The sequence below is a fragment of the Neomegalonema sp. genome (genome assembly GCF_028688855.1).
Lineage (GTDB): Bacteria > Pseudomonadota > Alphaproteobacteria > Rhodobacterales > Rhodobacteraceae > Neomegalonema.
The window spans coordinates 101,400-125,179 of the sequence record NZ_JAQTXI010000003.1 but is presented as its reverse complement, the minus strand read 5'-3'; the positions used below and the strand labels follow the sequence as shown (position 1 = coordinate 125,179).

The following is a 23,780-nucleotide window of genomic DNA, read 5'->3' as shown; positions in this document are numbered from 1 at the left end:
TTATCTGATTCGAAACTCTGGCGTCTCCGAGACACGATTCGCCGGAAAGGTCGATCCGTCTTTGGTCGAAGGCTTGGGTTTTGCTCCCAAAGCGCTTATATCCCGCACTGCAACATAACGGGATCGAGGATCATGCTGGCCCATCATGCGCTCTCCGGAGCGGTGCGCCGCCTGCGCCCCTGGGAGGGGCGGCTATACGCAGAGCATCTGGAGCGCCTGCCTCCGGACGCCCGCCGCCGCCGCTTCCACGGCGAGGTCAAATCCGAAGCCCTGCGCGCGCACGCCTCGCGCGTGGTGAAAGACCCTGACAGACGCGTCTTCGGCTGGTTCGACGAAGGAATCCTGCGCGGCGCCGCCGAGATCTCCCTGCCTCAGGGCGGATCGACGGCGGAATGCGCCTTCGCCGTGGAGCCCGAAACCCAGAGGCGCGGCGTGGGCTCCGCCCTGATGGAGCGCGCCATCCTCTACGCCCGCAACCACGGCGCCACGCGCTTCATCGTGCTGACCTCCCGCGAGAATCAGCCGATGCTCAAGCTCGGGCGGAAATTCGGCTTCCACTTCGAATCCGACGGCGGAGAGATGGAAGGCGAGATCACGCCGGATCCCTTCAGCGCCTATTCGCTCTTCCTCGAAGCCGCCGAAGAGGAGACGGGCATGCTCGCCTGGCGCGGCGCCCGCAACGCCGCCTGGTGGCGCGAAGCCGGAGGCCGCTTCTGGAAAGCCTGGTCGCAGCAGCGTCAGGACAGGCTCAAGCGCGGAGCCTGAACCGGCCGCGCGGAAATCCGCCCCCTCCCCCCAAGGCTCCGGCGAGCGGCGGGGGGCCGCAGAGGATCGCGCCCCGAGATCCGGCCTCCTCATATCCGACTGAAAGAATCGGAGTTCTCCCCGCCCCGCCTTTGGGCTAGGAGGAGCCAGGCCCGCGCGACTCGCCCGTGAGTCTCCCGCGCCCCTTGGTCCGCGCTTTCAGGGAGTCTCCTCATGCTCGTCGCCATTCCCGATCTGCTCACGCGCGAGGAGACCGCCTATGTCCGTCAGACCCTGGAGGCCACGCCCTGGATCGACGGACGCGCCACCGCAGGAGATCAGGCGGCGGGGGTGAAGAAGAATCTCCAGGTTCCGCTCGAGTCCCCCGTGGGCCAGGAATTGGGACAGATCGTCCTGCGGGCTCTGGCGCGCAGCCCCGAATTCACCACGGCCGCCCTGCCCGCGCGCATCCTGCCGCCGATGTTCAACCGCTATGACGAGGGCATGGCCTTCGGCGCCCATGTCGACGGCTCGATCCGCGCCCTGCCCGGCACCGGCCAGCGCCTGCGCACCGACGTCTCCTCGACGCTCTTCCTCAGCGATCCCGAGGACTACGACGGCGGCGAACTGGTCGTGCACGACACCTACGGCGCGCATCGGGTGAAGCTTCCGGCGGGGCATCTGGTGGTCTATCCGGCCACGAGCCTGCATTCCGTCACGCCCGTGACGCGGGGCAGCCGCTGGGCCTCCTTCTTCTGGACCCAATCCATGATCCGCGACGACTGGCGCCGGAACATGCTCTACGATCTGGACCGCGCCATCATGCGGGTGCGCAGCCACATGCCCGATCAGGATCCCGCCGTCAGCGGGCTGACCTCGCATTATCACAACCTCCTGCGCCAATGGGCCGAAGTGTGAGCGGCCCCCTCATCCCTCCGGACGCCGTTTCGGCGGAGGACTACCGGCGCCATGCCCAGACGCGGCTCTCGCCCGAGGTCTGGGCCTGGCTGGAGGGCGCCGGCGCCGATGGACTCACCCGCCGCTGGAACCGCGAGGCCTTCGACGCCCAGGCCCTCGCGCCGAGGATTCTGGCGGAGATGGAGGGCGCGCAGACCTGGCTCGACTTCTTCGGGCGCAGCCTGCCGCATCCCTTCCTGGTCGCGCCCATGGCGCATCAAAGGCTCGCGCATCCCGAAGGCGAGGCGGCCATGGCGCTGGGCGCGACGGCGGCGGGCGCGGCCATGGTGGTGAGCTGTCAGGCCAGCCGCAGCTTCGCCGGAATCGCCAGAGCGGCGCCGGGGGCGGATCTCTGGCTTCAGCTGTATCTCCAGCCGGACCGGCTCGCCTCTCTGGATCTGGCGCAGCGCGCGGCGGAGGCGGGATTCCGCGGCGTCCTGCTCACGGCGGACGCCCCCGTCAACGGCCTGCGCAACGAAGAGGCCCGGGCGGGCTTCCGCCTGCCCCCCGAAGCGGCTTCGGCCAATCTCGCGGGGCCCCTGCATGCGCCCTCGCGGGCGGGTCCGGGCGAAAGCCCGGTCTTCAAGGGCATGCTCGACGCCGCCCCGACCTGGCGCGACCTCGAAGCTCTCAGATCCAGGATCGGCCTGCCGCTGCTGGTGAAGGGGATCCTCCATCCCGCCGACGCCCGGCGCGCTCTGGACTGCGGAGCGGACGGGCTCGTGGTCTCGAACCATGGCGGGCGGGTTCTCGACACGGCTCCGGCCAGCCTCGCGGCCCTGCCCTACGTGGCGGCGGAGGTGAAAGGCGCGGTCCCGATCCTGCTCGACGGCGGAGTCCGGCGCGGAACCGACGCGCTCAAGGCTCTGGCTCTGGGCGCGACGGCGGTGATGGTCGGGCGCCCCATGCTCCACGCCCTGACGGTGGGCGGAGCCTCCGGCGTGGCCCATCTGCTGACGATCCTGCGCGCCGAACTGGAGACCGCCATGACGCTCACCGGACGCCGCAGCCTCGCGGAGATCGACGCCGGAGTCCTCTGGCCGCCGAAGGCCTAGGCCCCGGCCGTTTCGGCCTCGGGCCGGGCCGGGCAGCGCGCGCAGAGCCCGCGCAATTCGAGCACCGTCCTGGCGGGACGGAAGCCCCGTCCCGAAGCCCAGGCCTTCAGCCCCTGCTCCACCGCCGCGTCGCAGAACTCCTCGACGCCGCCGCAGGACTCGCAGATCGCGAAGGCCATCAGCCTATGCGCCCCGTCATGCGGGCAGGCGTGGCCGCCATGGCCGTGATCTCCGCGATGGGCGCAGGCCACGAAGGCGTTGAGGCTCTCCAGACGATGCGCCAGCCCGAAGGCCGTCAGCTTCTCCAGAGCCCGGTAGATCTGCAAGGGCGCCCTGAGGCCCTGATCGCGCAGCTGATCCAGCAGCGCATAGGCGCTGAGCGGCCCCTCCGCCTTCTCCAGAGCGGCGAGGACCAGAGCCTGATTCTTCGTCAGATCGGGCGCGGCGTGGATATGGGCGGGCGCATGCGCATGGGCGGCCAAGGCGTGATCTCCTCCTGAACTCGTCCGAAAGGCGGATTTCGGACTTGCGGATGCGTATGTAATAACATACCAGACTCCTGCAAGCCGATCCAGCCGGGCGCTCCGCATGACCCAGAACGCACAGACCCCCCTCAGCTTCGATGATCTGACGCTCGGCTACAAGAGCCATCCGGCGGTGCATCATCTGTCGGGCGCCCTCCGCGCGGGCTCGCTGACCGCCGTGGTCGGGGCCAACGGCTCGGGGAAATCCACGCTGCTCAAGGGGATCGTGGGGCTGCTCAAGCCGATCTCGGGGCGGACGCGGATCGCGCCGGGACTGAAGATCGCCTATCTGCCGCAGCAATCGGGCATCGACGTCAGCTTTCCGGCCCAGCTGCGCGATCTGGTGGGCCTCGGGCTCTGGCCGAAGCGCGGATTGCTGGGGCGTCGGCGCCCCGAGGATGAAGCCGCCGTCTCCGGCGCCCTGCGGGCGGTGGGGCTGGCGGGCTTCGAGCGCCGCTCCCTCGACACGCTGTCCGGCGGACAGCTCCAGCGCGCGCTTTTCGCGCGGGTGATCCTCCAGGAGGCGGACCTGATCCTCCTGGACGAGCCCTTCAACGCCGTGGACGCCCGCACCATCGCCGATCTCATGAGCCTGATCCTGCGGTGGAAGGACGAAGGCCGCACGGTCCTGGCGGTGGTCCATGACCTCGACCTCGTGCGCGAACGCTTCCCCGAGGCCCTGCTTCTGGCGCGTCGGCTGGTGGCCTGGGGCCCCGCCCGCGAGACCCTGAAGCCCGAGAACCTGCTCAAGGCCCGCCGCTTCCACGAAGCCTGGGACGACGCCGCGCCCTGGTGCGCTCCGGAGCCCGAGGAGGCTTCTCCCGGCGCCCATGTCCACGGCCACGGCCATTCCCACGACCATGCGCATGACCATCGGGGGGCGGCGTGATCGCCCTGCTGCACGAGATCCTGATCCAGCCTTTCGCCGAATTCGCCTTCATGCGGCGGGCTCTGCTGGGAGCGCTGCTTCTGGCGCTGAGCGCCTGTCCGGTGGGGGTCTTCCTCATGCTGCGCGGGATGAGTCTGGCGGGCGACGCCATGGCTCACGCGATTCTCCCCGGCGCCGCGGCGGGCTTCCTGCTCTACGGGCTGGAGATCCTGCCGATGACCGTCGGCGGGCTGATCGCGGGGGCTCTGGTGGCTCTGGGGGCGGGGGCGGTCTCGCGGCTGACGATCCAGAAGGAGGACGCCTCCATGGCGGCCTTCTATCTGATGTCTCTGGCGCTGGGCGTCTGCCTGATCTCGCTGCGGGGCTCCAGCGTGGATCTCAGCAACGTGCTCTTCGGGGCGGTCCTCGCGCTGAACGACGAGGCCTTGCGGCTGATCGCGGGGGTCTGCGCCGTGACGCTGACCGCTCTGGCGATCTTCTGGCGGGCTCTGGCGGCGGATTCCCTCGACCCCCTGTTCCTGCGCTCCGTGTCGAAGATCGGGGCGCCGGCGCATTTCCTCTTTCTGGGGCTGGCGGTGCTGAACATGGTCGGCGGATTCCAGGCCCTCGGGACGCTGCTCTCCGTCGGGCTGATGATGCTGCCCGCGGCCGCCGCCCGATTCTGGGCCTCGCGGCTCTTTCCCATGGCCGTTCTGGCGGTGGGAATCGGCATGGTTTCATCCTGGGCGGGGCTTCTGCTCTCCTATCATCTGGAATTGCCTTCCGGCCCGGCCATCGTGCTGTCGGCCGGAGCGATCTACCTGGTTTCGCTGATCGCGGCGCCGCGCGGGCTGATCGCCACGCATCTGCGCGCCCGCGGCCATCGTTCGGCCTGATCTTTCCCCCTGTTCAAGGACTTCCTCCGATGCGCCTGACTCTCGCCTGCGGATTTTATGTTATAACATCCATGATCGCCGCGCCTCTGGCCGCTCAGGAGGTCAAGGCCGTGGCGAGCTTCTCGATCCTCGCCGATTTCGTGAAGCAGGTCGGGGGCGAGCGGGTGCGCGTTCAGGCTCTGGTGGGGCCGGACGGAGACGCCCACAACTACGAGCCCCGTCCTTCCGATGCGGCGGCTCTGGCGCGGGCGGACGTGGTCTTCGTCAACGGCCTGGGCTTCGAGGGCTTCCTCGACCGGCTGGTGGCGGCCAGCGAGACCAGGGCGCCGGTGATCGTCGCCTCGGAGGGCGTCGCGGCCCGCGAGGCCGAGGAGAACCACGACCACGACCATGATCATGACCACGAAAGCCACGCGGAGGACCACGACCACGATCATCACGATCATGGCCCGCTGGACCCCCACGCCTGGCAATCGGTGGCGGATGCGCGGATCTACGTCGGGAACATCCGCAAGGGGCTCTGCGCGGCCGATCCCGAGGGCTGCCCCGACTACGAGGCCCGCGCCGCCGCCTACGACGAAAAACTCGCGGCTCTGGACGCCGAGCTGCGCGCGGCCTTCTCCGCCCTGCCCGAGGCGCGCCGCCGGGTGATCGTCTCCCACGACGCCTTCGCCTATTTCGGCCAGGCTTACGGCCTGACCTTCCTCGCGGCTCAGGGGCGCTCCGCCGAGGCGGCGCCCTCCGCCGCCCGGATCGCGGCGCTGATCCGTCAGGCCCGCGAGGAGAAGGCCGCCGCCATCTTCGTCGAGAACATCGCCGATCCCCGCCTCGCCGAGCGCGTCGCCGCCGAGACCGGGCTGAAGATGGGCGGGCGGCTTTACTCCGACGCGCTTTCCGGACCTGGAGGCGTCGCGCCGGACTACCTCTCGATGATGCGCGCCAACGCCGAGGCCCTGCTCGAGGCCCTGCGATAAGCTTTTGCGGTTTTCCCGGCTGACAGACTCCGATTTCCGGCGCAGGATCCCTCCAAACTCATGATTGGGGAGGTTCTGCGCCATGTGCCACGCCTGCGTGATGGAGTCCGTTCAGCGTCAGATGCTCGACCGCCGCCGCCTGCTCAAGACCGCCGCAGGCTTCGGCCTCGGCGGTGCGGCCCTGGCCGCCGGGATCCCGACGCCCGCCCGCGCCCAGACCGCGGCGACGGGTCGGGTCGTGGACCTGACCCATACGCTCTTCCCTGACTTCCCCGCCTTCGAGGAGGGCCCGCAATTCGCTCTGGAGAAGAAATTCGACATTGCGAAGGACGGCTACAATCTGCATGTGATCCGCGTGAGCGAGCATGTGGGCACGCATCTGGACGCGCCGCTGCATTTCTCCGCCGACGGGATTTCGGTCGCGGAGATCCCCGTGGAGCGCCTCGTGGCGCCTCTGGCGGTTCTGGATCTGCGCGCCCGCGCCGCCGAAGACCCTGACGCGCAGGCCACTCCGGACGACGTGAAGGCCTGGATCGCCGAACATGGCGAGCTTCCGGCGGGGGCCTGCGTGGCGCTGCTCTCGGGCTGGGACTCCCGCGTGGCGGAGGGGACCTTCAAGAATCTCGACGCGGAAGGCCGCATGCGCTTCCCCGGCTTCCATCCCGAGACCGTCGCCTGGCTGCTGGAGGAGACCGAGGCGGGCGGAATCGCGGTGGACACCCTCTCGCTGGACCACGGGATTTCGCCGGATTTCGCCGCGCATCGCGACTGGCTCGGCGCGGGACGCTGGGGACTCGAATGCGTCGCCAGTCTGGCGGAGCTTCCGGCCTCGGGCGCGACCATCGTCGTGGGAGCGCCGAAATTCCAGGGCGGCACCGGCGGACCCACCCGCGTCGTCGCCCTGGTCTGAGCTCTTGTCCGGCCGCGCGGTTCATCCGGAGAGCCTTGCGGCTTTCCGGACCGCGCTCTGAGGAATCCGCCCATGTCCACCGTCTCGCCCCCGGCGAATCCGGAAGCCGATCCGCGCGTGAAGGCCGTCTTCGACGACATCCGCGCCACGCGCGGCAACGACTTCATCAACAACGTCTGGCGCTATCTGGCCTTCGATCCGCAGCTTCTCGAAGAGATGTGGCGCGATGTGAAGGGCGTCATGGCGACGCCCACGCTGCTGGATCCGAAGACCAAGGAATTCATCTATGCGGCGGTCTCCATCGCCAACAACTGCGAATATTGCGTGCATTCCCATCTGGCGGCGGCTCGGGCCAAGGGCGCCAGCGAGGCCGAAATCGCCGAGCTGATCCGCATCGTCTCGACGGCCGGACGCACGAATCACATCCTCAACGCCATCCGTCCCCCGGTGGACGCGGCCTTTCTCGCACAGGAGCCCCCTCATGGCTGAGGCCTACCGCATCGTCGCGCGCCATCCCGGCGGACCCGAAGTCTTCGCCCGCGAGGCGATCTCGCCGCCTCAGCCCGGCCCCGGCGAAGTCGCCTTGCGTCAGACGGCGGTGGGGGTGAACTTCATCGACATCTACCTGCGCGACGGACTCTATCCCTGGCCGCCCGGCCAGGAGACGAATCATGTCCTCGGCTCCGAGGGCGCGGGCGTGGTCGAGGCCGTCGGCGCGGGCGTGACGGAGTTCAGGCCCGGCGACCGCGTCGCCTACGGAACGGCGCGCGGCGCCTTCGCGAGCCATCGGGTCGTTCCGGCCTCGGCGCTGGTCCCCCTGCCCGCCTCCATTTCTGACGAAGTCGCGGCGGCGATCATGCTGAAGGGCCTGACGGCCTATTACCTCATCCACCAGAGCCATCCGGTTCAGGCGGGCGAGACGGTGCTCGTGCATGCGGCGGCGGGCGGCGTGGGGCAGATCCTCGGGCCCTGGCTGAAGCTCAAGGGCGTCAGGGCCATCGGCACGGCGGGCGGCCCGGAGAAGGCCGCGCTCCTCGGCGGCCTCGGCTACGCCGAGGCCATCGACTACCGCAACGAGGATTTCGTCGCCCGCGTGAAGGAGATCACCAGAGGCGAAGGCGTGGCGGCGGTCTATGACGGCGTGGGCAAGGACACCATCCTCGGCTCGGCGGCGGTGCTGAAGACCTTCGGAACCCTGGTCAGCTTCGGCCAATCCTCCGGCATGCCCGACAATTTCCGCATCGCGCATCTGGCGACCACGGGCGGCTCGGTCACGCGCCCGACGCTGTTCCATTTCGCCGCCTCGCGCGACTGGCTGCTCAAGGCTTCGGCGGCGCTCTTCGAGGCGGTGGGCTCGGGCGCGATTCCGGTGCGCATCGACTCCCTGCGGCCGCTGGAGGAGATCGGCGCGGTCCAGACCGACCTCGCCGAACGGCGCACCGTCGGCGCGACCGTGCTGAAGCCCTAAGGCTCTGAAACGCATACGCGCGCGGCGCCTCCGCCCTTCCGGACGGAGACGCCGCGCTGACGCCCCCCGGCGTCCGCCGCTCCCCCGAGGAGGAGAGAGCGGCGATCTCTTCCCGATCCGCTCCGGCGGGTCGGGGACATGTCTTGCGCGCCTGCGAGAGCCCCGGACGACGCCGGAGGCCTTGCAGGTTTCAGGCCAGAAGCCTCAGATGGAGGCGTTGGCCTCGGGACGGCGACGGGCGGCCTTGGGGCCCGCCGCCTCCTTCTCCTTGGGCGTGACGTTGGTCATGGTCAGTTCGCCGCGCAGGCCCAGACCCTCGATGTCGGGACGCTGCGTGGCGGGCCAGTATCCGGCCATGGCCAGCATCGCGTAGCCGTGCCAGGCGGACCACACCGCCATATGGATCTCGGCGGCGTCGCCCTTGAGCTTCCTGGCCGCGACCAGGGCCGCCACCGCCTCGCGGGAAGGCGCCATGGCGCGGGCGATCTGGTCGCGCAGGGCCTCGGGCGCCTCGCCGCCGAAGCCGCCCTCGCCGCCGCCGAAGGCGAGGCGGAAGTCGTCGGGGCGGGTCTCGGCGTATTGCTGGTAGGCCAGCCCCAGAGCCGCCAGACGCTTCGCCGCGTCGGGAGTCTCGGAGGCGATGGTCTCCTGGATGTCGGCCAGTTCGCCCACCGCCATGGCGCGCATGTAGTCGAGCAGAGCCGCCTTGTTCTCGAAATACGTGTAGAGGCTCATGGCGCTCATGCCGATCTCGGCGGCCACGGCGCGGATGGTCAGCCCGGCGGAGCCCTCGGCGTGCAGCAGCTTGCGCGCGGCGCGGCAGGCCTTCCGACGCACAAGAGCCTTCTCCTCTTCGGTCAGCGGCTTTCTCGGCATTGCAGTCCCCCAAATTCCCGGCGGCGACCTCTGGAGGCGCCGCGCTTTCTTGGAGCCGAGATTGTCCTGAAGTTCCTATGACAGAGTAAAAATCAGAAATTCACCGCACGGCGTTTGTCTCGAATTTTATCTATACGTCCTGAATTTCATGTTAACCTTGGTTGACATGGGTTTGATCGGGAAAGATCCGCGCCGGATTCCTCATGAAACCTTACGCGCCTTCGCGCGCTCCAGAAGAGGCGCGAGATAACGCCCCGTATGCGAGGCCGCGCTCTTGACGATCTCCTCCGGGGTTCCGGTCGCGACGATCTCGCCGCCGCCGTCTCCGCCTTCGGGGCCGAGGTCCACCACCCAGTCGGCGGTCTTCACCACGTCGAGGTTATGCTCGATGACAAGGATGGTGTTGCCCTGCTCGACCAGCTCCTGGAGCACGCCCAGAAGGGTGCGGACGTCCTCGAAATGCAGGCCCGTGGTGGGCTCGTCGAGGATGTAGAGCGTGCGGCCCGTGGCGCGGCGGGAGAGCTCCTTCGAGAGCTTCACGCGCTGGGCCTCGCCGCCGGAGAGCGTGGTGGCGGGCTGGCCGATCTTGATGTAGCCGAGGCCCACGCGCTCCAGAGTCTCCAGCTTGTCGCGGATCACCGGCACCGCCGAGAAGAATTGCGCGCCGTCCTCGACGGTCATCTCCAGCACGTCGGAGACGCTCTTGCCCTTGTAGAGCACTTCAAGGGTTTCGCGATTGTAGCGCTTCCCCTTGCAGACGTCGCATTGCACATAGACGTCCGGCAGGAAGTGCATCTCGATCTTGATCACGCCGTCGCCCTGGCAGGCCTCGCAGCGCCCGCCCTTGACGTTGAAGCTGAAGCGCCCCGGCTTGTAGCCCCGCGCCAGAGATTCCGGCAGACCCGCGAACCAGTCGCGGATCGGGCCGAAGGCGCCGGTGTAGGTCGCCGGATTGCTGCGCGGCGTGCGGCCGATGGGCGCCTGATCGATGTCGATGACCTTGTCCAGATGCTCCAGCCCCTCGATGCGCTCATGGGGCGCGGGCGCGGCGCGGGCGCCGTTCAGAGCGGCGGCGGCGGCCTTGTGCAGGGTCTCGATGATCAGCGTGGATTTCCCGCCGCCCGAAACGCCCGTCACCGCCACGAAGCAGCCGAGGGGGATTTCGAGATCCACCTTCTTGAGATTGTTCCCCGAAGCCCCGATCACCTTCAGCCGCTCGCCCGAGCCCTTGCGGCGGGTCGCGGGGATCTCGATGCGCCGCGCGCCGGAGAGATATTGGCCCGTCAGCGATTGCGGCGCAGCCTCGATCTCGGCGGGAGTCCCGGCGGCGACGATCTCGCCGCCCCGCACGCCCGCGCCGGGGCCCATGTCGAGCACGTAATCGGCGCTGCGGATGGCGTCCTCGTCATGCTCGACGACGAGCACGGTGTTGCCCTGGTCGCGCAGATTGCGCAGCGTGACCAGCAGACGGTCGTTGTCGCGCTGATGCAGCCCGATGGAGGGCTCGTCCAGCACGTAGAGCACGCCCGTCAGGCCGGAGCCGATCTGCGACGCGAGCCGGATCCGCTGGCTTTCGCCGCCCGAGAGCGTGCCCGAGCCCCGCCCGAGCGTCAGGTAATCGAGCCCCACGTTGACGAGGAAGCCCAGCCGCTCGCGGATCTCCTTGACGATCTTCTCGGCGATCTGCGCGCGCTTGGGGTCGAGTCCGGCGGCGGCGGCCTCGATCCAGCGCAGGGCCTCGCGGATGGAGCGCGCCGCCACCTGGGAGATGTTCTCGCCGGCGATCTTCACCGCCAGAGCCTCCGGCTTGAGCCGCGCCCCCTGGCAGACCGCGCAGGGCTTGGAGCCCTGGAAGCGCTCCAGATCCTCGCGCGACCAGTTGGATTCGGTCTCCTTGTAGCGCCGTTCGAGATTGGGCAGCACGCCTTCGAAAGGCCGCCGGGCCTCGTAATTCTTCTTGCCGTCCTCGAAGCGGAAGAGGATGGCCTCGCCCTTCGAGCCGGTGAGGATGAAGTCCTTCGCCTCCTCGGGCAGATCCTTCCAGGGCGTCCGGGGGTCGATCTTCAGATGGTTCGCCACGCTGTCGATGGTCTGGCGATAGAAGGAGGAGGGTTCGCCCGCCCGCGACCAAGGCGCCAGAGCGCCCTCCATCAGCGAAAGCTCCGTATTCGGAACCACGAGGCGCGGATCGAAGAACAGCTCCACCCCAAGCCCGTCGCAGGCCGGACAAGCCCCCATCGGCGCGTTGAAGGAGAAAAGCCGCGGCTCGATCTCCGGAATGCTGAAGCCCGAAACCGGACAGGCGAACTTCTCGGAGAAGACGATCTTCTCCGGCTCGCCCTCGCCCTCCGCCGGGACGGTCTCCAGAATCGCCAGACCATCCGCGAGGCGCAAGGCCGTCTCGAAGCTTTCCGCGAGGCGGCGCTCCAGATCGGGCCGGATCACCAGGCGATCCACCAGAATCTCGATGTCGTGGCGGAATTTCTTGTCGAGGGCGGGGGCCTCCTCGATGTCGTGGATGGTCCCGTCGATGCGCAGGCGCTGGAAGCCCTGCTTGCGCCACTCGGCGATCTCCTTGCGGTATTCGCCCTTGCGCTCGCGGACCACCGGCGCCAGCAGATAGACCCGCGTCCCCTCCGGCAGGGCCAGGGCCCGGTCGACCATCTGGCTGACCTGCTGAGCCTCGATGGGCAGGCCCGTCGCGGGGGAATAGGGAATCCCGGCGCGGGCGAAGAGCAGGCGCAGATAATCGTAGATCTCGGTGACCGTCCCCACCGTCGAGCGCGGATTGCGGCTGGTGGTCTTCTGCTCGATGGAGATCGCCGGAGACAGACCCTCGATGTGGTCCACGTCGGGTTTGGACATCATCTCCAGGAACTGCCGGGCGTAGGCCGAGAGCGATTCGACGTAGCGGCGCTGCCCCTCGGCGTAGATCGTGTCGAAGGCCAGCGAGGATTTCCCCGAGCCCGACAACCCCGTCAACACGACGAGTTGATCCCTTGGCAAGTCAACGTCCACGTTTTTCAGATTATGCTCGCGGGCGCCGCGGATGGAGATGGTCTTGCGCTCGGCCATGGGGCGCTCCTGATTCGGATGAGGGGGAAGGATTAACCTATAGAGAACGAAAAGAGAAGCTGTCAGAGCTCCTTCCCTCATCCGCCTGCTTGTGGCCTGGAGGTCGCGCTTTCGCCCCAACTTCGCCATAAGGAGAGTTCATGAACACCTTGCACGAAAGCCGCGAAATCGCGCTTCCGCGGAGGCTCAGATGACCGCCCGACCCTCGACCCCCAGCCCCACGCGCCGCCGTCTGCTGGCCCTGCTGGCCGCCTCCGGCGCGGCTGCGCCCGCCTGGAGCGCCCGGGCTCAGCAGCAGGCGCCCGTCTGCCTCGCCGAGCAGCGCATGGGGCCCTGGATCCTCACCACCAACGGCCGCATCTGGGGGCTGGAGGCGCCCGCCGGACTGAATCTGGGGCCCGGCCTCAGAGCCGCCTCCGGAGCGCCCGGCGCGGCGCGTATCGCCTTTCGCGGCGGACCCGAGGGCGTCAACGGATTGCTCGCGCGCTTCCCCGACATCGCCGGAGCCCCCGGACTCAGCATGGAGGGCATGCGCGCCGAAATCCGCGTGGACGGCCGCGAGGCCGCCGCAGGACCGGGCTCGGCGCCTGCGCGCTTCCGCCCCCCCTTCTGGGACTACGCCTTCGACGGCGAACTGGCGCAGAACCTCCTCGGCGGAGGCGCCCGGAGGGTCGAGGCGCGGCTGGTGCGCAGCGTCGGCGGGCGGCTGGAGATGCTCGCCAGCGCGGCGTCCGAACTGGAGGGAATCGGGCTGGCTCTGGTGCAGGTGCGCGAACTGGCCTCGGGCGAGCGCGCCCGCATGGAGGCCGGACAATGCCGGGGCTGCTTCCTGACCACGGCCTGCGTCCAGGCCGTCGGGCTGGCCGACGACTGCTGGGAGCTGCGCCAGCTGCGCCGCTTCCGCGACGAATGGCTGGCGAAACGCCCCGAAGGCCCCGCCGAAATCGCGCGCTATTATCGCGAGGCCCCGGCGGTCGCGGCGGCCCTGAGCCGCCCGGAGGCTCTGGCGCTCTATCGGCGGGTGATCCTGCCTTGCGCGCTGCTGATCCGGGCGGGCTTCATGGAGGCCGCGCATCGCCGCTATCGGGCGATGATGCGCGACCTGCTCGGGAGCTGAGCCTTCTCAGAGACCCGTGCCGACCACCGTCACCCGCGTGACGCCGCCCTGATTCAGCGCGGCGGGGGCGTCGGTGCCGTAGAGCGGCAGGCCCGCAGGCCCCTTCACCAGAGCGCCCAGAGCCAGCTGACGGCTGCCGTCGAAGAGTTCGCCGGGCGCCTCGATGCGCGCGGCGATGGGGAAGGCTCCGGCGGGGACTTCCTGCTGATGCAGCGCGATGGCCGGATTGGCCGCGTCGAAGAGGCTGAGCGTCGCCCGGGCGCCCGGCGGGACGGTCCCGACGCCCTCGACCGTCGCGTCGAGCGCCACGGCGGGCAGGGTCGAGACGGGGGCGGGGGCCTGGTCGGCGGGGCGGCCGCCGAGGTTGAAGGAGGCGCAGCCCGCCAGAAGCAGGCCGAGCGCCGCCATCGGCGCAAGGGAACGAAGCGACATGGGGTCTCCCGTCGTCGGAGGGGGGCGAAAAGCGCGACGCCCCGAAGGACGATGGCGCGGCGGCTCCGGAGCTTGCGCCCCGATCCGCCCGGATCTCCTTCAAGCTCCGATGTTTCGCGCGGGCGCGCAATCCCCCCGATGGGCGTCTTCGGCCGATTTCCGGGCGCACGCGGTCATGTGAGGCCTGGCGCTTGCGCCCTTCATGGGATCTGGCCGCTTGCGCCCGCAGGGGGGCCGCCGCGAATCGCTGTCCCGCGCAGGGGCTGACGCTCCCTGCGGGCCGGTTCGCGCGATCATGAAAAGGAGATCTGGAGGCGACGACCGGAATTGAACCGGTGTACACGGTTTTGCAGACCGTTGCGTAACCACTCCGCCACGTCGCCCCGAGGCCCTGCCTTTACCAGACCCTGCGCCTCGCCGCAAGCGCGACTCGGCCTGGCTTCGGACCCGCCTACAGGGCCTCCGGGCTTCGCCCGGCGCAGCCGAAGGGCTTCGCATCGCGAAGAGGCGGCCATGAAGGCGATTCGCGCCTTCGGGCGCTCAAGGAATCCGGGCGACGCCCTCCGCGAGATTCAACCGCAGGGCGCCCCAGGCCGCCAGCGCCAGAGCCGCCCCCGAAGCGAGAGTCCGCGCCTGATTCCAGACCTGCCAGCGCTCCGAATAGGCGCGCCAGATCTCGCGGGCCTCGTCGAGGCTCTCGGGAACCGCCGTCGCGGCGAGGGCCTCGTTCATCGGCACGTTGACCGCCATGGTCAGGATCAGCCCCCCGACGAGATAGACCGCCGCGCCCGCTCCGAACCAGAAGCCCGCCGCGCCGAAGCCCTTCGCCCGCAGGACCAGGGCCGTCGCGCCCAGAATCACGGGCGTCAGGAAGAAGGCGGGGAAGAAGACCGCGTTCCGCACCGAAGCGTTCATGGCCTGCATGGCCTGGATCGCCACGCGCGGATCCGCCTGATCGAGGCCCCACATGGTCGAGCAGACCCAGGCGTAGAAGAAGCCGAAGATCGCGCCGCACGACAGGATGGAGAGGAGGGAAAGTCCCGTGACGAAGCCGGACATGACGAATCTCCCGAAACCGTATCTTCATATACGTCTTTACAGAGGCGTATCTGAAGATACGGTGACGGACAAGACCCTTGAGGAGCCGTCAGATGCGTCAGGACGCCCGAGCCGAACGTCAGGCCGAAATCGAGGAGACCGCCTTCCGGCTGCTGCTGGAGAAAGGCTACGGCCCCACCTCGATGCTGGCGGTGGCCAGAGCGGCCAGAGCCTCCAATGAAACGCTCTACCGCTGGTACGGCGACAAGACGGGACTCTTCCGGGCCATGGTCGAGCGCAACGCCGCCGACGTCCGCAAGGCTCTGGAGGAGGCGCTCCACGCAGACGCCGATCCTCTGGCGGCTCTGGATTCCGCCGCGCCGATCCTGCTCGGGATGCTCACGGGCGAGCGCTCGGTGGCGCTGAACCGGGCCGCCGCCGCCGATTCCACGGGAGAACTGGGCGCGGCCCTCGCCGCCGGAGGACGCGGGGCGATCAAGCCGCTGATCGAGGCGGCTCTGGGGCGGGCCATGGCGGAGGGTCGGCTTGCGGCGCCCTCACCCGCCGAGGCGGCGGACTGGTTCTTCGGATTGCTGATCGGAGATCGCCAGATCCGGCGGGCGATCCGGGTCGCGCCGCCCCCCGACGAAGCCGAGACGCGGGCTCAGGCGGCGGCGGCCATGGCGGCCTTCCGGCGACTCTGCGCGCCGGAGCGAGACCACGAGGTTCAGAGATAGGCCTGGGTCACCACGTCGAGCACCTCGACGTCCCTTTCGGCCAGCCCGACCAGAACCCGCGCTCCGGAGGCGAGATGAAGCTCCACGGCGTTGCGGTGGAACACCTTGACGAGGATCTGCTCGCCCGGAAGCGTCAACCAGGCCGCGCCCTCGTCGGAGAAGAGCCGCAAGCCCTGGTCGCTGGCCTCGATCCGCCCCTTCAGGGCGCCCTTGAGTTCGGAAGGCTCGGCGTAGAGCGGCGCGACGCCGCGTCGGCGCAGGGTGCGATGTCGGGGACCCGGACCAGGGCCGCCGTCCGGCGCGCCCTGCGGATTCCAGATCCAGCGGGCGGGCATGGCGCACAGCACGTCTCCGCCCGTCAGGGTCGGCGCCCGGATCTGCGTCGTCTCGGGCGTCGTTCCGGGCGTCTGGGGCGCGACGCGTTCTCTCGGGGAGGCCTGGAGCATCGGTCCCTTCTCCTCAACCTCGCGTGCGAGCCTCATCCCGCCCGACCTGCGCTGTTGTCGGGATTGTGAAGAGCACGTCTTAAGGATAGGAGAAAAAACGCGGTTAAGCGCCCTTCACCCCTCGACGGGGAGTCCCGGGGCGGCGCGCCTCTCCTGCTCCGTTCAGAATTCGGTGGCGGCCTGCTGGCGCTCCAGATCTTCGAGCAGGCGCCGGGCGTGGAGGTCGCCGAAGGCCGAGGCCTCGCGGAAATAGGCCGCCGCGGCCTGGAGATCCTGCGCCACGCCGCGTCCGTCGCGGGCGGCCACGCCCATCCGGCGGGCGGCCTCGGGCAGATTCCGCACCCGCCAGAGCGCGTCGTAGACCGCCACCGCCACATCCGGCGATTCGCTCTCGAAGCTCCCGGCGAGGGTCAGGGCGGCGGGCGCGGTGGCCTCCACGGCGAGGGTCTCGGCGGCGGCGCGCAGATCGTCGCCCGAGCGGGCGTTGTGCAGGGCTTCGAGGAAATCCTGAAAGGGATCGCGCCGCGAGGCGCCGAAGGCCGCCACCCCGCCCGAAGAAGCCGCCCCCGTCGCGCCGCCCGGATCCATGGAGATCCCCGGACCTCCGGGCGTCCCGAGAGCGGCGGTCTGGAAGGGCGCGGGCTCGCTGCGGATGAAGCCCCCGCCCGCCTCGCCGACGGAGATCCCCGGCTCGGGCGCGGAAGGCGCGCCGACACCGGATCCGGATCCTGAGCCGGAGGGCGCGAACAGCCGCGTCGCGGCCACGCCGCCGGGCGGAGTCGGCAGGCTTTGCGGCGCGAAGCTCCCCTCGCGCAGAGCAGGCGGCGGCCAGTCGGCGGCCTGCTCGCCCGGAACTGGATCAGCTTCCGGAGAGGCCTCCGTCGATCCGCCTGCGGCGCGGCGCGCGTAGTAGCCCGCCACCTGCGTCGCCGGAGACTCGCGCCGACTCGCCGAAGCCAGAGCCTCGGCGGCGCCCAGACGCGCCAGCACCTCCGCAGGCTCGACGAGCCGCGCCCGAACCTCGGCGGCGGACGTCGTCGCGCCTCCGTCGCAGCCCGCCAGAAGCGTCGCCGCGAGCACAAGGATCAGGCCGCGCGAAACCGCCCGTCCGGACCCGGCCCCAAAGTGAAGATCATCCTGCCGCATGGAGCGCATTGAACCATAAAGAGACGGATTTTCCCATGAAAAAGAAATGCGCGTGCGGATCAGGGAAAAATTCGCCTCTTGAGGTTCGCAAGACGAAGGCCCGCCCTGAGTTCAGGACGGGCCTTCCCGGAAAGAAACGGAGTCCCCGGCAGCCCGGGGCGAGGAATCAGGGCGCGGCGACGCTGGAGCGCAGGCTCGCGCCGAGCCCGCCCATCCAGAGCTTCAACGCCTCGGCCTCGGCCTTCGCGGAGAGCACGCTCCAGGCTTCGGCCTGCTCGTCCGCGCCGAAGCGGCGGCGCAGACCCTCGCGCAGGGAGGCCGCGCCGTAATCTCCGGCGGCGGAGGCCACGCCCGCCCAGGTCAGCGCCTCGGCGTAGTCGCGCGGACGGCCCAGACCCTCGGCGGCGGCCCGCGCCAGGCGTCCGACGGCGTCGAGATCGCCCGCCTGGGCCTGCTCCGCCAGAGCGTCCCCGGCGGCCTCGGGCGCCTCGCCCTGAAGCCGCAGGATCTCGGCGAGATCGAGCCTGGCCTCGGCCCGGTCGAGCAGGGCCCGGGCTCCGGCGAGCCCTCCCGCGCCCGCCCGCAGAGCCTGGGCGTAGGCGGCGGAGGCGTCGCCCTGCGCGAGGCTCAGCCCCGCCAGAGCCAGAGCCGCTTCGGCGTCTCCGCCTTCGGCCAGAGGCGCGAGCAGACGCCGCGCGGCCTCCGGCGCATGCGGCACGCCCTCGCCCGCGATCAGCGCCCGCGCCAGAGCCAGACGACGCGCGGCCGGAAGCGACTCCGGCGCGGAGAGCGCCGTCTCGAACTCCGCCGGGTCGACCAGGGCCGCCAGACGCGGCGGCGCGGCGGCGAAGACCGGACGCAGCGCCTCCACGGCGGCTTGCGGATCGGTCAGATCGGCCAGAGCGCTCAGGCTCGGCGGAGCGGCGGGCGCGAGCGAAACCACCAGACCTCCGCCCTGAGCCGCCACGCGCGACAACTCGCGCGCCGCCGAATCGACCAGGCTGCGCCCGGCGGGCGAGAGCTCGCCGCCCTGCGTCAGCTGGCTCTCCAGCCCCTGACGCGCCGCGCCCTCGATTCCGGCGGGGCCGCCCGCCATGCCCGAGAGCGTCCGGGCGAGGCCGGGCGAGAGATTCGCCCGCAGCTCGGCCCGCAGAAGACGGCCTTCGAGGCGCGTCTCGGGGCTGCGGAACTCCGCGTCGAAGCTCCACTCCGGATCCTCAGCAGGCGCGCGAGGAATCTTGACCGAAGGCCGGTCGGCGCCGGTCGCGGGCGGCTCGACGGGCTCGGGCTCCGGAGCGGGGATCAGGACGGGATCCGGGCGCGGCGGCGTCCACTGGACCACATGCAGCCGGTCGGCGAGCAGCTCCAGCCCGACCCGGCCATAGGAAGCCTCCAGCTCGGCGGAGATCCGCCCCAGCGAAGGCCCGACCTCATAGGTCAGCGTCGCCTCGACGCGGTCGAGCTTCAGCGCCTCGGGCCCGAGCGTCGCGAGCGCGACCATCTCCTGAGGCTTGAGGCAGGCGGGCGCGATCTCGATCCCCGAGAGGGTCGCGCGCAGGGAGACCTGGCCGCGTCCCGCCGCAGCCTCGCCGATCTCGACGCGCGCGGCCTTCGCCTCGCAGCCCGGACGCCCCAGAACGGACGGAGCGCCCAGCGTCGCCCCGAGATAGGCGAGGCCGCCTTCGCCGGTCGCGATCTCCTCGTAACGGAAATCCGTCGCGGCGCGCAGGCTGACGGCGAAGCTCTGGGCGCCCAGACGCATGACGGCGTCGCGCTCGGGGCCCTCGCCCATCAGCCCGGCCACCAGCGCCAGAGGCGCCGCCGAACTGAGAAAGGCGCTGGCCATCGACATCAGCATGAAGCTCTCCACGGCTCGGATCTCCCTGAAAACGCGGCGTGGCGCCGGACGCCCCCTCGGGGGCCTCGGCGGCGACCGCGGATGATCGCCCTCCCCCACGCCGGAAGGATGCCTCGCGTCCCGTCCTGACGCAAGGCGCCCTTGCGGATCGGGTTCAGCGGGATCCCGGCCCGGGCGCGGGAGGGCGGCCTCTGCGTCCGGCGCAAGGGGGCTTTCGCTCCAGCGGCGCCGCGCAAGAAAGTTTCCTGTTCCTTGGTCGCAGGAAAGATTGCTATAGCACTTCCGACTGAGACGCGGATCAGGGCGACGCCATGGTCCGACTCCCAAAGGACAGCGAGGGGGAGAACTTATGTCCGGATCAGAACATGGCGCCGCCGTAGGCCGCGGCGCGCGGCCCTTGTCGCCGCATCTTCAGGTCTACCGACTGCCCTTGACGGCGGTGATGTCCATCCTGCACCGCGTCACGGGCTGCGCGCTCATGGGCGGAGGCGTGGCGCTCGTCTGGTGGCTGGTCGCCGCCGCGACGGGCGCGGGCGCCTTCGGCTTCGTCAACTGGCTTCTGACCAGCTGGATCGGGGGCCTGGGGATGATCGTCTTCGGCGCGGCGCTGATGTATCATCTGTGCAATGGAATCCGCCATCTCGTCTGGGATGCGGGCTTCGGCTACGAAAAGCCCGAGGTCGCCGCCTCGAACAAGGTGGTGCTCGGCGCGGCGGCCGCTCTGACCGTCGTCCTCTGTCTCTACGCCTGGCTGACCTGAGGAGGCTTTCATGGGCATGATCACGCCGCGCGCCCGGGTCGAAGGGCTCGGCTCCGCGAAATCCGGCACCGACCACTGGTGGGGCCAGCGCGTCACGGCGGTGGCGCTCGCCATCCTGACGCCGCTCTTTCTGGTGGGCTTCGTCAGGATGCTGGGCCGTCCTCACGAAGAGGTCCTGGCCTTCTACGGCCGTCCGCTCAACGCGCTCTTCGCGGCGCTGTTCATCGCGGCGGCCTTCGTCCATCTGAAGCAGGGGCTTCAGGTGGTCATCGAGGACTACGTCCATTCGCCCGCGTTGAAGACCACGGCCTTCCTCGCCAACACCCTGCTGACCACCGCTTTCGCGGCGGCCGGAATCTTCTCGCTGGCGATCATCGCCCTGCGCTGACCCGGAAGGCGGCGCGGGGGGCGTCGTCTCAGGCAATCTGATCGAGGATGTTCATGTCTTCTTACACCTATGTCGATCACGCCTATGACGTGGTGGTGGTGGGCGCCGGCGGAGCCGGTCTGCGCGCCACGCTCGGCATGGCCGAACAGGGCCTGCGCACGGCCTGCGTGACCAAGGTGTTCCCGACCCGCTCGCATACGGTGGCGGCGCAAGGGGGCATCGCCGCCTCGCTGCGCAACATGGGTCCGGACAGCTGGCAATGGCACATGTACGACACCATCAAGGGGTCGGACTGGCTCGGCGACAACGACGCCATCGAATACATGGTCCGCGAGGCGCCGAAAGCCGTCTACGAGCTGGAGCATTACGGCGTGCCCTTCAGCCGCACCGAAGAGGGCAAGATCTATCAGCGCCCCTTCGGCGGCCACATGCAGAATTACGGCGCCGGTCCTCCGGTGCAGCGCACCTGCGCCGCCGCCGACCGCACCGGACACGCCATCCTCCATACGCTTTACGGGCAATCCGTGAAGCACAACGCCGAGTTCTTCATCGAGTATTTCGCCACCGACCTCCTCATGACCGAGGACGGACGCTGCGTCGGGGTGATGGCCTGGCGGCTCGACGACGGCACCATCCACCGCTTCCGCGCGAAGCTCGTGGTTCTGGCGACGGGCGGCTACGGCCGCGCCTATTTCTCGGCCACCTCGGCGCACACCTGCACCGGAGACGGCGGCGGCATGGTCGCCCGCGCGGGCCTGCCGCTTCAGGACATGGAGTTCGTGCAGTTCCATCCGACCGGCATCTACGGCGCGGGCTGCCTCATCACCGAGGGCGCGCGCGGCGAAGGCGGATATCTCGTGAACTCCGAGGGCGAGCGCTTCATGGAGCGCTATGCGCCCTCCGCGAAGGATCTGGCCTCGCGCGACGTGGTGTCGCGCTGCATGACCATCGAGATCCGCGAGGGACGCGGCGTCGGGCCCAAGAAGGACCATATCTTCCTTCACCTCGACCATCTGCCGCCCGACGTGCTGCATGAGCGCCTCCCCGGCATTTCGGAGAGCGCCAAGATCTTCGCGGGCGTGGACCTCACCAAGGAGCCGATCCCGGTTCTGCCCACCGTGCATTACAACATGGGCGGCGTGCCGACGAACTACTGGGGCGAGGCTCTGAACCCCACCGCCGACGATCCCGACGCCGTCGTTCCGGGCCTCATGGCCGTGGGCGAGGCCGGTTGCGCCAGCGTGCATGGCGGCAATCGTCTGGGCTCCAATTCGCTGATCGACCTCGTGGTCTTCGGCCGCGCCGCCTCGATCCGCGCCAGGGAGCTGGTGGACGCCGCCGCCCCCGTGCCCTCGCTGCCCGAGGCCAGCGCCGAAAAGGCCATGGAGCGCTTCGACCGCATGCGCTACGCTAAGGGCCATGCGCCCACGGCCGAGCTGCGGCTCAAGATGCAGAAGGCCATGCAGGAGGACGCCGCCGTCTTCCGCCTGGAGGAATCGCTCCAGTCGGGTTGCCGCCGGATCTCCGAGATCTGGAGCGAGAAGGCCGACATCGGCGTCACGGACCGTTCGCTGATCTGGAATTCGGACCTCATGGAGAGCCTCGAATTCGAGAACCTGATGGCCAACGCCATCACCACCGTCTATGGCGCCGAGGCGCGCAAGGAATCCCGCGGCGCCCACGCCCGCGAGGACTACACCGAGCGCGACGACGCCAACTGGCGCAAGCACACCATCGCCCGTCTCGGCGAAGACGGCCATGTGGATCTGAGCTATCGCCCGGTCCACGCCGATCCGCTCAGCGATGAGATCGACCTCGCCAAAATCGCGCCCAAGCCGCGCGTGTATTGATCGGGAGAGCCGAAAGCCATGGTCGCCTTCACCCTGCCCAAAAATTCGCGCCTCGTCTCGGGCAAGACCTGGCCCAAGCCAGCCGACGCGAAGAACCTGCGCGCCTTCAAGGTCTATCGCTACGACCCCGAGTCGGGCGAGAATCCGCGCGTGGACACCTATTACCTCGACCTCGCCGATTGCGGGCCGATGGTCCTCGACGCGATCATCAAGATCAAGAACGAGGTCGATCCCACGCTGACCTTCCGGCGCAGCTGCCGCGAGGGAATCTGCGGCTCCTGCGCGATGAACATCGACGGGCGCAACACCCTCGCCTGCACCAAGGGTCTCGACGAGATCAAGGGCGACGTGAAGATCTATCCGCTGCCGCACATGCCGGTGGTCAAGGATCTCGTGCCGGACCTGACGCATTTCTACGCGCAGCACGCCAGCATCAAGCCCTGGCTGGAGACCAAGTCTCCGCCGCCCGCCGCCGAGTGGAAGCAGTCCATCGAGGACCGCCGCAAGCTCGACGGGCTTTACGAGTGCATCCTCTGCTCCTGCTGCTCGACCTCCTGCCCGAGCTACTGGTGGAACGGCGACCGCTATCTGGGTCCGGCGGCTCTGCTCCAGGCCTATCGCTGGATCGCCGACAGCCGCGACGAAGCCCGCGGCGAGCGGCTCGACAATCTCGAAGACCCCTTCCGGCTCTATCGCTGCCACACCATCATGAATTGCGCCAACGCCTGCCCCAAGGGCCTCAACCCGGCCAAGGCCATCGGCGAGATCAAGAAGATGATGGTCGAGCGCCGGGTCTGATCCGGAGCGCGATCCCTGAGGACAGGACGCCGCCGGGCCTCCCGGCGGCGTTTTTCATGGGGCGGGCCGCGTCAGTTCGGCGGGGGGGCGTCGCTGCTGGCGATCTCGGAGGTGGCGGTGAGGCCGAAGACGCGTTCTCCGGCCAGCCAGCGTTCGAAGGCGCGCTCCTGGGTCCAGATGGTCGCGAGGGCCGCGTTCATCTCCAGAGGCGCCATCTCCAGCCCGAGGTCTTCGAGCGTATAGCCTATGGCGTTGTAACAGACCTGCGTATGTTCGAAGAAGCTCCGGTGCGAGGGCGCGGGGATATAGGCGTTCCGCTCGTCCCAAGCCTTGCGGCAGGCGGTCAGGCTGCCGCTGTGCATGGCCCGGCAGGTCAGGGGACGCGCCGCATGGACGCGGCAGAACTTCGTCTCCGGATCGAGCATCGGACAGGCGGCGCGCTCGACGAAGCGCTGGCCGCCGCTCTTGCCGCGATGGCGCGAGTCGTGATCCAGAATCCGCGCGATGAGCGCCCGGGAGTCCTCGGGCGCAAAGGCGGTCTCGACATGGGCGGCGAGGTAGAAGGCCTCGGGCGGCAACAGACTCACCATGGTGTTGCAGCAATAGGCGCAGCCCGCGCCGCAAGCCGCCCTGAAGCGCCCCGTCTCCTGCAAGGCCCCGAGAAGATCATGGAAATAGACGTTGGAGCGCTGATGCGTCAGCCCCACGGCGCGCATCACCGTCTCGCGCGAGAGGCCGTTGCGCCGGAAGAAATCGGCGTAGCGCCGATGTTCGGTCGCGGTTTCGGGCGCTTGAATCCCTAAAGGCGCGAGAGCCATGGACCACGTCTCCTCCTATCCCGAAGGCGTAGGAACCTGCGTCCT

At 69.4% G+C, this 23,780-nt stretch carries 24 protein-coding genes and 1 tRNA gene; 15 read left to right on the top strand and 10 right to left on the bottom strand.

Annotated features, from left to right (window positions below; genetic code table 11):
• Nucleotides 1-132: 132 nt before the first annotated feature.
• From PHN62_RS03365 to PHN62_RS03355, 3 genes are all read left to right on the top strand, one after another.
• Nucleotides 133-765 (top strand): GNAT family N-acetyltransferase, encoded by a 633-nt coding sequence (locus PHN62_RS03365; RefSeq protein ID WP_300146276.1) that lies wholly within the window; start codon nt 133-135, stop codon nt 763-765.
• 213 nt (nt 766-978) lie between these two features.
• A complete protein-coding gene (locus tag PHN62_RS03360) occupies nt 979-1,662 on the top strand; it encodes a Fe2+-dependent dioxygenase (RefSeq protein WP_300146273.1) in 684 nt (227 codons plus the stop codon).
• Nucleotides 1,659-2,756, top strand: a complete 1,098-nt coding sequence (locus tag PHN62_RS03355; protein ID WP_300146269.1) for an alpha-hydroxy acid oxidase — start codon at nt 1,659-1,661, stop codon at nt 2,754-2,756. Before PHN62_RS03360 ends, PHN62_RS03355 begins: the two co-directional genes overlap by 4 nt.
• On the opposite strand, the gene PHN62_RS03350 is transcribed toward PHN62_RS03355, so the two are convergent.
• A complete protein-coding gene (locus PHN62_RS03350) occupies nt 2,753-3,238 on the bottom strand; it encodes a Fur family transcriptional regulator (RefSeq protein ID WP_300146267.1) in 486 nt (161 codons plus the stop codon). The two genes, PHN62_RS03355 and PHN62_RS03350, sit on opposite strands and share 4 nt — an antisense overlap.
• Nucleotides 3,239-3,344: 106 nt before the next feature.
• Between PHN62_RS03350 and aztA the strand changes: the two genes are divergently transcribed.
• The 6 genes from aztA to PHN62_RS03320 all read left to right on the top strand — a co-directional run bounded on the left by aztA (nt 3,345) and on the right by PHN62_RS03320 (nt 8,396).
• The gene (gene aztA, locus PHN62_RS03345; protein ID WP_300146265.1) at nt 3,345-4,169 is read left to right on the top strand and encodes a zinc ABC transporter ATP-binding protein AztA; all 825 of its coding nucleotides are present in this window, start codon (nt 3,345-3,347) and stop codon (nt 4,167-4,169) included.
• Nucleotides 4,166-5,044, top strand: a complete 879-nt coding sequence (gene aztB / locus PHN62_RS03340) for a zinc ABC transporter permease AztB (protein WP_300146263.1) — start codon at nt 4,166-4,168, stop codon at nt 5,042-5,044. Before aztA ends, aztB begins: the two co-directional genes overlap by 4 nt.
• A 29-nt stretch (nt 5,045-5,073) precedes the next feature.
• Nucleotides 5,074-6,018 (top strand): zinc ABC transporter substrate-binding protein, encoded by a 945-nt coding sequence (locus PHN62_RS03335; RefSeq protein WP_300146260.1) that lies wholly within the window; start codon nt 5,074-5,076, stop codon nt 6,016-6,018.
• An 82-nt stretch (nt 6,019-6,100) separates the two neighbouring features.
• Nucleotides 6,101-6,928 carry a cyclase family protein gene (locus PHN62_RS03330; RefSeq protein WP_300146258.1) on the top strand — a complete coding sequence of 276 codons (828 nt, stop codon included), beginning with the start codon at nt 6,101-6,103 and terminating at the stop codon, nt 6,926-6,928.
• Nucleotides 6,929-7,000: 72 nt separating this feature from the next.
• The gene (locus PHN62_RS03325; protein ID WP_300146255.1) at nt 7,001-7,417 is read left to right on the top strand and encodes a carboxymuconolactone decarboxylase family protein; all 417 of its coding nucleotides are present in this window, start codon (nt 7,001-7,003) and stop codon (nt 7,415-7,417) included.
• Nucleotides 7,410-8,396 carry a quinone oxidoreductase gene (locus PHN62_RS03320; RefSeq protein ID WP_300146252.1) on the top strand — a complete coding sequence of 329 codons (987 nt, stop codon included), beginning with the start codon at nt 7,410-7,412 and terminating at the stop codon, nt 8,394-8,396. Before PHN62_RS03325 ends, PHN62_RS03320 begins: the two co-directional genes overlap by 8 nt.
• A gap of 204 nt (nt 8,397-8,600) precedes the next feature.
• Here the strand turns inward: PHN62_RS03320 and PHN62_RS03315 are convergent, their stop codons facing one another.
• Nucleotides 8,601-9,272 carry a TetR/AcrR family transcriptional regulator gene (locus tag PHN62_RS03315; protein ID WP_300146251.1) on the bottom strand — a complete coding sequence of 224 codons (672 nt, stop codon included), beginning with the start codon at nt 9,270-9,272 and terminating at the stop codon, nt 8,601-8,603.
• A 201-nt stretch (nt 9,273-9,473) separates the two neighbouring features.
• Nucleotides 9,474-12,347, bottom strand: a complete 2,874-nt coding sequence (gene uvrA, locus PHN62_RS03310; protein WP_300146249.1) for an excinuclease ABC subunit UvrA — start codon at nt 12,345-12,347, stop codon at nt 9,474-9,476.
• 190 nt (nt 12,348-12,537) lie between these two features.
• Between uvrA and PHN62_RS03305 the strand changes: the two genes are divergently transcribed.
• The gene (locus tag PHN62_RS03305) at nt 12,538-13,464 is read left to right on the top strand and encodes a CFI-box-CTERM domain-containing protein (RefSeq protein ID WP_300146248.1); all 927 of its coding nucleotides are present in this window, start codon (nt 12,538-12,540) and stop codon (nt 13,462-13,464) included.
• A 6-nt stretch (nt 13,465-13,470) separates the two neighbouring features.
• On the opposite strand, the gene PHN62_RS03300 is transcribed toward PHN62_RS03305, so the two are convergent.
• From PHN62_RS03300 to PHN62_RS03290, 3 genes are all read right to left on the bottom strand, one after another.
• Nucleotides 13,471-13,896 carry a hypothetical protein gene (locus PHN62_RS03300; RefSeq protein ID WP_300146246.1) on the bottom strand — a complete coding sequence of 142 codons (426 nt, stop codon included), beginning with the start codon at nt 13,894-13,896 and terminating at the stop codon, nt 13,471-13,473.
• Nucleotides 13,897-14,205: 309 nt separating this feature from the next.
• Nucleotides 14,206-14,279, bottom strand: a tRNA-Cys gene (locus tag PHN62_RS03295).
• Between the two features lie 157 nt (nt 14,280-14,436).
• Nucleotides 14,437-14,955, bottom strand: a complete 519-nt coding sequence (locus tag PHN62_RS03290; protein WP_300146244.1) for a DUF1772 domain-containing protein — start codon at nt 14,953-14,955, stop codon at nt 14,437-14,439.
• Nucleotides 14,956-15,047: 92 nt separating this feature from the next.
• On the opposite strand from PHN62_RS03290, the gene PHN62_RS03285 reads away from it, so the two are divergent.
• A complete protein-coding gene (locus tag PHN62_RS03285) occupies nt 15,048-15,671 on the top strand; it encodes a TetR/AcrR family transcriptional regulator (RefSeq protein WP_300146242.1) in 624 nt (207 codons plus the stop codon).
• On the opposite strand, the gene PHN62_RS03280 is transcribed toward PHN62_RS03285, so the two are convergent.
• The 3 genes from PHN62_RS03280 to PHN62_RS03270 all read right to left on the bottom strand — a co-directional run bounded on the left by PHN62_RS03280 (nt 15,662) and on the right by PHN62_RS03270 (nt 19,133).
• A complete protein-coding gene (locus PHN62_RS03280; protein WP_300146240.1) occupies nt 15,662-16,117 on the bottom strand; it encodes a hypothetical protein in 456 nt (151 codons plus the stop codon). The genes PHN62_RS03285 and PHN62_RS03280 overlap by 10 nt on opposite strands.
• Before the next feature lie 162 nt (nt 16,118-16,279).
• Nucleotides 16,280-17,263 carry a hypothetical protein gene (locus PHN62_RS03275; RefSeq protein ID WP_300146239.1) on the bottom strand — a complete coding sequence of 328 codons (984 nt, stop codon included), beginning with the start codon at nt 17,261-17,263 and terminating at the stop codon, nt 16,280-16,282.
• 166 nt (nt 17,264-17,429) lie between these two features.
• Nucleotides 17,430-19,133 carry a hypothetical protein gene (locus tag PHN62_RS03270; RefSeq protein ID WP_300146237.1) on the bottom strand — a complete coding sequence of 568 codons (1,704 nt, stop codon included), beginning with the start codon at nt 19,131-19,133 and terminating at the stop codon, nt 17,430-17,432.
• A 337-nt stretch (nt 19,134-19,470) separates the two neighbouring features.
• Between PHN62_RS03270 and sdhC the strand changes: the two genes are divergently transcribed.
• Genes sdhC through PHN62_RS03250 form a run of 4 tightly spaced genes read left to right on the top strand, consistent with a single transcriptional unit; the run spans nt 19,471 to nt 22,917 of the window.
• Complete coding sequence (sdhC, locus tag PHN62_RS03265; RefSeq protein ID WP_300146236.1) at nt 19,471-19,881, top strand: succinate dehydrogenase, cytochrome b556 subunit; 411 nt, start codon at nt 19,471-19,473, stop codon at nt 19,879-19,881.
• Between the two features lie 10 nt (nt 19,882-19,891).
• Nucleotides 19,892-20,269 (top strand): succinate dehydrogenase, hydrophobic membrane anchor protein, encoded by a 378-nt coding sequence (gene sdhD, locus PHN62_RS03260; protein ID WP_300146234.1) that lies wholly within the window; start codon nt 19,892-19,894, stop codon nt 20,267-20,269.
• Nucleotides 20,270-20,322: 53 nt separating this feature from the next.
• Nucleotides 20,323-22,119 (top strand): succinate dehydrogenase flavoprotein subunit, encoded by a 1,797-nt coding sequence (gene sdhA, locus PHN62_RS03255; RefSeq protein WP_300146233.1) that lies wholly within the window; start codon nt 20,323-20,325, stop codon nt 22,117-22,119.
• 18 nt (nt 22,120-22,137) lie between these two features.
• Nucleotides 22,138-22,917, top strand: a complete 780-nt coding sequence (locus PHN62_RS03250) for a succinate dehydrogenase iron-sulfur subunit (protein ID WP_300146231.1) — start codon at nt 22,138-22,140, stop codon at nt 22,915-22,917.
• A gap of 71 nt (nt 22,918-22,988) precedes the next feature.
• On the opposite strand, the gene PHN62_RS03245 is transcribed toward PHN62_RS03250, so the two are convergent.
• Nucleotides 22,989-23,735 carry a YkgJ family cysteine cluster protein gene (locus tag PHN62_RS03245; RefSeq protein ID WP_300146229.1) on the bottom strand — a complete coding sequence of 249 codons (747 nt, stop codon included), beginning with the start codon at nt 23,733-23,735 and terminating at the stop codon, nt 22,989-22,991.
• Nucleotides 23,736-23,780 lie beyond the last annotated feature (45 nt).

Coding starts and splice junctions, on each gene's coding strand:
- PHN62_RS03245 (WP_300146229.1), bottom strand. CDS start 23,735: ATGGCTCTCGCGCCTTTAGGGATTCAAGCGCCCGAAACCGCGACCGAA.
- PHN62_RS03285 (WP_300146242.1), top strand. CDS start 15,048: ATGCGTCAGGACGCCCGAGCCGAACGTCAGGCCGAAATCGAGGAGACC.
- PHN62_RS03305 (WP_300146248.1), top strand. CDS start 12,538: ATGACCGCCCGACCCTCGACCCCCAGCCCCACGCGCCGCCGTCTGCTG.
- sdhA (WP_300146233.1), top strand. CDS start 20,323: ATGTCTTCTTACACCTATGTCGATCACGCCTATGACGTGGTGGTGGTG.
- sdhD (WP_300146234.1), top strand. CDS start 19,892: ATGGGCATGATCACGCCGCGCGCCCGGGTCGAAGGGCTCGGCTCCGCG.
- PHN62_RS03315 (WP_300146251.1), bottom strand. CDS start 9,272: ATGCCGAGAAAGCCGCTGACCGAAGAGGAGAAGGCTCTTGTGCGTCGG.
- PHN62_RS03275 (WP_300146239.1), bottom strand. CDS start 17,263: ATGCGGCAGGATGATCTTCACTTTGGGGCCGGGTCCGGACGGGCGGTT.
- PHN62_RS03365 (WP_300146276.1), top strand. CDS start 133: ATGCTGGCCCATCATGCGCTCTCCGGAGCGGTGCGCCGCCTGCGCCCC.
- PHN62_RS03300 (WP_300146246.1), bottom strand. CDS start 13,896: ATGTCGCTTCGTTCCCTTGCGCCGATGGCGGCGCTCGGCCTGCTTCTG.
- PHN62_RS03320 (WP_300146252.1), top strand. CDS start 7,410: ATGGCTGAGGCCTACCGCATCGTCGCGCGCCATCCCGGCGGACCCGAA.
- PHN62_RS03335 (WP_300146260.1), top strand. CDS start 5,074: ATGCGCCTGACTCTCGCCTGCGGATTTTATGTTATAACATCCATGATC.
- aztA (WP_300146265.1), top strand. CDS start 3,345: ATGACCCAGAACGCACAGACCCCCCTCAGCTTCGATGATCTGACGCTC.
- PHN62_RS03360 (WP_300146273.1), top strand. CDS start 979: ATGCTCGTCGCCATTCCCGATCTGCTCACGCGCGAGGAGACCGCCTAT.
- sdhC (WP_300146236.1), top strand. CDS start 19,471: ATGTCCGGATCAGAACATGGCGCCGCCGTAGGCCGCGGCGCGCGGCCC.
- PHN62_RS03330 (WP_300146258.1), top strand. CDS start 6,101: ATGTGCCACGCCTGCGTGATGGAGTCCGTTCAGCGTCAGATGCTCGAC.
- PHN62_RS03290 (WP_300146244.1), bottom strand. CDS start 14,955: ATGTCCGGCTTCGTCACGGGACTTTCCCTCCTCTCCATCCTGTCGTGC.
- PHN62_RS03325 (WP_300146255.1), top strand. CDS start 7,001: ATGTCCACCGTCTCGCCCCCGGCGAATCCGGAAGCCGATCCGCGCGTG.
- PHN62_RS03280 (WP_300146240.1), bottom strand. CDS start 16,117: ATGCTCCAGGCCTCCCCGAGAGAACGCGTCGCGCCCCAGACGCCCGGA.
- PHN62_RS03250 (WP_300146231.1), top strand. CDS start 22,138: ATGGTCGCCTTCACCCTGCCCAAAAATTCGCGCCTCGTCTCGGGCAAG.
- uvrA (WP_300146249.1), bottom strand. CDS start 12,347: ATGGCCGAGCGCAAGACCATCTCCATCCGCGGCGCCCGCGAGCATAAT.